The following is a 5,112-nucleotide window of genomic DNA, read 5'->3' on the forward strand; positions in this document are numbered from 1 at the left end:
CACCGTGGACGCCACCGGCGCCGAGGTGGCGTCCGTGCACCGGGTTGAGGCGCGGCCCGCCGAAGCGGCACGCACCACGTTGAGCCTGTCCGCCCAGCGCGTCGCCGAGCGCGCACTCGACGAGCGCGATGAGCCCGGCGCTCTCGTGGCGGTGCGGCCCTCGACGGGGGAGCTGCTGGCCGTGGCTCAGAACGAGCCCGCCTCCGCCGAGGGGGCCATCGCGCTGACCGGCCGGTATCCGCCGGGGTCGACGTTCAAGATCGCCACCGCCGCGGCGGCGCTGAAGCGGGGCACCGCGGTGGACACGCGGGTGGAGTGCCCGGCCACCACCGTCATCGAGGGCAGGCGCATCCCGAACGACGAGGAGTTCGAACTCGGTACGGTGCCGCTGCGCGAGGCGTTCGCCCACTCCTGCAACACCACGTTCGCCCACCTCGCCACCGAGATACCGCCCGAGGAACTCACCCGTACCGCGTTGAGCCTCGGCATCGGCGCCGACTACGTCGTTCCCGGGATCACCACGGTCACCGGCTCCGCGGAGCCGGGCCAGGAGATCGTCCAGCGTGCGGAGGCGGGATTCGGCCAGGGCACGATGCTGGCCAGCCCCTTCGGGATGGCGCTGACCTCGGCCACGGTCGCCCACGGACGGACACCCGTGCCGAGCCTGCTGCGCGACGCGGACACCGAGGTGACCAAGGCGGGTGAGCCGCTGCCCGACGACGTGATCGCGGGTCTGCGGGAGATGATGCGGGCCGTGGTCACCGAGGGCTCCGCCACCGAGCTGCGGGATCTGCCGGGCGTGCACGGCAAGACCGGCACCGCCCAGTACGGCGACGGCACCGAGGCGCACGGGTGGTTCACCGGCTACCAGGACGACGTGGCGTTCGCCGTCCTGCTCGTCGGTGCGGGCAGTTCCACGCCCGCGGTGGGCGTCACACACGACTTCCTCGCGGGCCTGGGATGAGCACGGTCGGGGCGTCGTAGGCTGGGGGACATGCCCGATCGTGAACCCTTGCGACCCGGCGTGCAGACGCCGCGCCGCCCCGTTCCGTCGTCCATCGCCCGCCCCGAGTACGTCGGCAAGCGCGCCCCCACGCCCGACCCGGGAAACGGTGTGCGCACGCCCGAGGTGATCGAGGCCATGCGGGTGGCGAGCCGGATCGCGGCGCAGGCCCTCGAGGAGGGTGGCAAGGCCGTCAAGCCGGGCAACACCACCGACGACGTCGACCGCGTGGTGCACGAGTACCTGCTCGACCACGGTGCCTACCCGTCCACCCTGGGCTACCGGGGTTTCCCGAAGTCGTGCTGCACCTCGCTGAACGAGGTGATCTGCCACGGCATCCCGGACTCGACGGTGATCGCCGACGGCGACATCTGCAACATCGACGTCACCGCCTACATCGGCGGTGTACACGGCGACACCAACGCCACCTTCCTTGCCGGTGACGTCTCCGACGAGGTGCGGCTGCTCGTGGAGCGCACCCGCGAGGCCACGAACCGGGCCATCAAGGCCGTTCGCCCCGGCAGGCGGCTCAACGTGATCGGCCGGGTCATCGAGTCCTACGCCAAGCGGTTCGGCTACGGCGTCGTGCGGGACTTCACCGGGCACGGCGTGGGGCCCGCCTTCCACACCGCGCCCACCGTGCTGCACTACGAGGAGCCGTCGGTGACCACGGTCATCGAGAAGGACATGACCTTCACGATCGAGCCGATGATCACCCTCGGCGCGATCGACTACGACGTCTGGTCCGACGACTGGACCGTGACCACCAAGGACAAGAGCTGGACCGCCCAGTTCGAGCACACCATCCTCGTCACCGACTCCGGGGCCGAGATCCTCACCAAGCCCTGACCGTGGGCGTGGCCGAGTCGGGTGTGTGGTGAACACACACTCCCGGCGGTAATGCTGTGGCGGGTGCGCACATGGTTGGCGCACCCGCCGTCCTTCTACGGTCTGCTGTCATGTCGAGCAGCCCACTGGGCGGCAGGACCGCCCTCGTCACCGGCGGCGCGAGCGGTATCGGACGAGCCTGTGTCGCCGCGCTGAGCGATGCGGGCGCGACGGTGCACCTGGCCGATGCCGACCACGCCGCCTCGGGCGAGGTCGCCGACGCCCACGGCGCGATCGCGCACGTCACCGACCTCACCGACCCGGGCTCGGTCGAGTCCCTTCCCGCCGACGTGGACATCCTCGTCAACAACGCCGGGGTGCAGCACATCGCGCCGCTGACCGAGTTCCCCGTCGAGGAGTTCACCCGCATCCAGCGGCTCATGGTGACGACGCCGTTCCTGCTGATGCGGCGCTGCCTGCCCGCGATGTACGGGCGCGGGTGGGGTCGGGTGGTCAACATCTCCAGCGTGCACGGGGTGCGGGCCAGCCCGTACAAGTCCGCCTACGTCAGCGCCAAGCACGGTCTCGAGGGTCTGAACAAGGTCGCGGCCCTTGAGGCGGCACCACACGGTGTGACCAGCAACTGCGTCGCGCCCGGGTATGTGCGGACCCCGCTGGTCTCCGCGCAGATCGCCGACCAGGCCGCCTCCCGGGGGATCAGCACCGACGCCGTCGTCGACGAGGTGTTCCTCGGACGGACGGCGGTCAAGCGGCTGATCGAGCCGGAGGAGGTGGCCGCGGTCGTGCTGTGGCTGTGCGGCTCCGAGGCCGCCCACCTCACCGGTGCCTCGATTCCGCTCGACGGAGCCTGGACGGCGAGCTGACCCGGCCGCCCCGCTCGCTCTTGTCGTGTCGTCAAGGCCTCCTTCACTGCGTTGAGTGCAGGCAAGGAGGCCTTGACGGCATGACAGAACCGCACGAACTGTCCCGTTCGCACACAACGAAGTGGTGAGCACCATGTCCCAGAGCGCCTCCATCAAGCGCGTCGTCGGTGCCAGCATGATCGGCACCACGGTCGAGTGGTACGACTTCTTCCTTTACGGTTCCGCGTCGGCCCTCGTGTTCAACACCCTGTTTTTCCCCGAGGCCGATCCGCTGGTCGGCACGATGCTCGCGTTCGCGACCTTCGCCATCGGGTTCGTCGCCAGACCACTCGGCGGCCTGGTGTTCGGCCATTTCGGCGACAAGCTCGGCCGGAAGAAGCTGCTGGTGCTCAGCCTGCTGCTGATGGGCGGGGCGACCTTCGCGATGGGCCTGCTGCCCACCTACGGCACCATCGGCGTGGCCGCGCCGCTGCTGCTGATCCTGCTGCGGCTGATCCAGGGATTCGCCGTCGGCGGAGAGTGGGGCGGCGCGGTGCTCATCGTCTCCGAGCACGGCGACGACCGCAGGCGCGGGTTCTGGGCCTCCTGGCCCCAGGCCGGGGTGCCCGCGGGCAACCTGCTGGCCACGGCCGTGCTCGCGGTGCTGGCGGCGGTGCAGAGCGACGCGGCGTTCGAGGCGTGGGGCTGGCGTATCCCGTTCCTGCTTTCCGGGCTGCTCGTGGTGATCGGCCTGTGGATCAGGCTCGCGGTGGAGGAGTCGCCGGTCTTCGTCGAGGCCGTGCGGAAGGCGGGCGCGAAGAAGCAGGACGGGGCCGCCCCGGAGAAGGCCCCGATCGTGACCGTGCTGCGCCGCAACTGGCGCGAAGTGCTCATCGCGATGGGCGCGCGGTTCGCCGAGAACGTGTCCTACTACGTCATCACCGCGTTCGTGCTTGTCTACCTGACCACGCATCTCGGGCTGCCGAAGTCGCTCGGGATCAACGCCGTGCTCGTCGGGTCCGTCGTGCATTTCGCCACGATCCCCTTCTGGGGGTGGCTGTCGGACGTGCTGGGCCGCCGGATCGTGTACCTGTTCGGCACGGCCGGGATGCTGGTGTGGAGTTTCGTGTTCTTCCCCCTGCTCGACGTCGCGTCCTCCCTCGCCACGATCGGTGCCGTGACCGTCGGTCTGGTGCTGCACGGGGCGATGTACGGCCCGCAGGCGGCGTTCTTCTCCGAACTGTTCGGCACGAAGGTGCGCTACTCCGGCGCCTCGATCGGCTACCAGCTTGCCTCCATCGCGGCGGGCGGTGTCGCCCCGCTGATCGCGACCGCGCTGCTCGACACCTTCGGTGGCAGCGTGCCGATCTCGCTGTACGTGGCGGCCACCTGTGTGCTCACGATGGTGGCCGTGTATCTGGCCAAGGAGACCCGGGGAACCTCGCTGGCCGACGCGGACGAACCGTCGTCGGTGTCAGCATGAGGCGATGACCGAACGGCGGCGGCCGAGGCCGAGAAAAGCAGCCGGTGCGCGAGTCGACGACGAGCCCGCGCACCGGCTGCTCGAACTCCTGGCGGCGGGCGCGACCAGTGCCGAGCTGGCCCGTGTGCCCGCCGACGGCGGCACCGTCGAGCTGGCCATGCAGATCCGGCGCACGCTGGACGCGCACAGTCGCCGCGAGGCCGAACTGGCCGCGCTGTTCGACACGGCCAGCGATCTCGCCCGCTTGCGTGATCTCGACGCCGTGCTGCGCTCGATCGTGCGGCGTGCGCGGATGCTGCTCGGTGCGGACGTCTCGTACCTGACCCTCGGGGACGACAGCGACGACCACGCCGGCGGCACGTTCATGCGGGTCACCGACGGTTCGGCCTCGGCGGAGTTCCAGCAGTTGCGGCTCGGCCGGGGTGAGGGCCTCGGGGGCCTGGTGGCGCAGACGGCGCGCCCGTACGCGACGCGGGACTATCCGCGCGACGACCGGTTCGACCACACCGGGCCGATCGACAGGGCGGTCGGCGACGAGGGCCTCGTGGCCATTCTGGGCGTGCCCCTCGCGCTCGGGGAGCACGTCATCGGCGTGTTGTTCGCCTCCGACCGCAGGCCCCGGGAGTTCTCACCGGACGAGGTGGCGTTGTTGTCGTCGTTCGCCGACCACGCGGCCATCGCCATCGACAACGCGCGGCTGCTCGAGGAGAGCGCGGCCGCCCTCGCCGAGCTGGGCGCGGCCAACGACACGATCCGGGCACACCACGAGAGCCTGGCCCGGGCGCAGGACGCGCACGACCGGCTCACCGAACTGGTGCTGGGGGGTGCCGACGTACCCGAGGTCGCGGCGGCGGTGGCCTCCGTGCTCGACGGCGGCATCGTGGTGCGGGACGCCGACGGCGCGGAACTGGGCCGGTCCGGGCGGGCGGGCCGGG

Annotated in this window: 5 protein-coding genes; all 5 read left to right on the top strand. The window is 70.8% G+C overall.

Annotation, left to right across the window (positions count from 1 at the left end; all coding sequences use genetic code 11):
* Nucleotides 1-964 (top strand): penicillin-binding transpeptidase domain-containing protein (locus tag SACSA_RS24725; RefSeq protein ID WP_048876847.1); only part of this gene is annotated, 964 nt, incomplete at its 5' end.
* A 30-nt stretch (nt 965-994) separates the two neighbouring features.
* Nucleotides 995-1,852, top strand: a complete 858-nt coding sequence (gene map / locus SACSA_RS0115020) for a type I methionyl aminopeptidase (RefSeq protein ID WP_028661904.1) — start codon at nt 995-997, stop codon at nt 1,850-1,852.
* Nucleotides 1,853-1,962: 110 nt separating this feature from the next.
* A complete protein-coding gene (locus tag SACSA_RS0115025; RefSeq protein WP_019818399.1) occupies nt 1,963-2,715 on the top strand; it encodes a 3-hydroxybutyrate dehydrogenase in 753 nt (250 codons plus the stop codon).
* A 133-nt stretch (nt 2,716-2,848) separates the two neighbouring features.
* Complete coding sequence (locus SACSA_RS0115030) at nt 2,849-4,177, top strand: MFS transporter (RefSeq protein WP_028661905.1); 1,329 nt, start codon at nt 2,849-2,851, stop codon at nt 4,175-4,177.
* Between the two features lie 4 nt (nt 4,178-4,181).
* On the top strand, nt 4,182-5,112 hold a 931-nt coding region (locus SACSA_RS23185; RefSeq protein WP_019818401.1), incomplete at its 3' end, for a GAF domain-containing protein.

This window comes from Saccharomonospora saliphila YIM 90502 (genome assembly GCF_000383795.1).
GTDB classification, from domain to species: domain Bacteria; phylum Actinomycetota; class Actinomycetes; order Mycobacteriales; family Pseudonocardiaceae; genus Saccharomonospora; species Saccharomonospora saliphila.

What these genes read in the sequence shown, in the direction of transcription:
- map (WP_028661904.1), top strand. Translation starts at nt 995, where the DNA reads ATGCCCGATCGTGAACCCTTGCGACCCGGCGTGCAGACGCCGCGCCGC.
- SACSA_RS0115025 (WP_019818399.1), top strand. Translation starts at nt 1,963, where the DNA reads ATGTCGAGCAGCCCACTGGGCGGCAGGACCGCCCTCGTCACCGGCGGC.
- SACSA_RS0115030 (WP_028661905.1), top strand. Translation starts at nt 2,849, where the DNA reads ATGTCCCAGAGCGCCTCCATCAAGCGCGTCGTCGGTGCCAGCATGATC.